Annotated in this window: 1 pseudogene; it reads left to right on the top strand. The window is 81.9% G+C overall.

Going from position 1 to position 398, the window contains the following annotated elements:
• Nucleotides 1-398: pseudogene (locus FA014_RS20500) on the top strand (hypothetical protein); the annotation flags it as partial.

Below are 398 nucleotides of genomic sequence, written 5' to 3'. Positions count from 1 at the left end.
CGCCCGCCGAGCCGGTGCCCGACGCCGCCGAGCAGACCCGGCGCGACACCGTGTCCGACGCGCTCGCGCTCGCCGACGCCGCGGACGGCGCGCTCGCCGGCGCGGACGCGGGCACCGCCGCCGTGCTCGGTCTCGTGTCGTCGACCGCGACGGACCAGGTCGAGGCGCTCGGCGGCGTGTACGACTCCGGCCTCGCGGAGCCGGACGGCAGCACGCCCTCCCCCACGCCGTCGGTCACCGCTCCGGCCGCGACGGCCGCCGACGTGCTGACGCTGCTGGGCGACGCCGCCTCGGCCGCGCGCGCCGACGCCCGCGACGCCGAGGAACCCGGCCTGGCCCGGCTGCTCGCCGCCGTCGCCGCCTCGCGCGCGCAGCTCACCGACCGGCTCGCCGCGGCC

This window comes from Cellulomonas hominis (genome assembly GCF_005239125.1).
GTDB lineage: Bacteria > Actinomycetota > Actinomycetes > Actinomycetales > Cellulomonadaceae > Cellulomonas > Cellulomonas hominis_A.
Note: the sequence above shows the minus strand (reverse complement) of the source record. Positions and strands in the feature narration are given on the sequence as shown.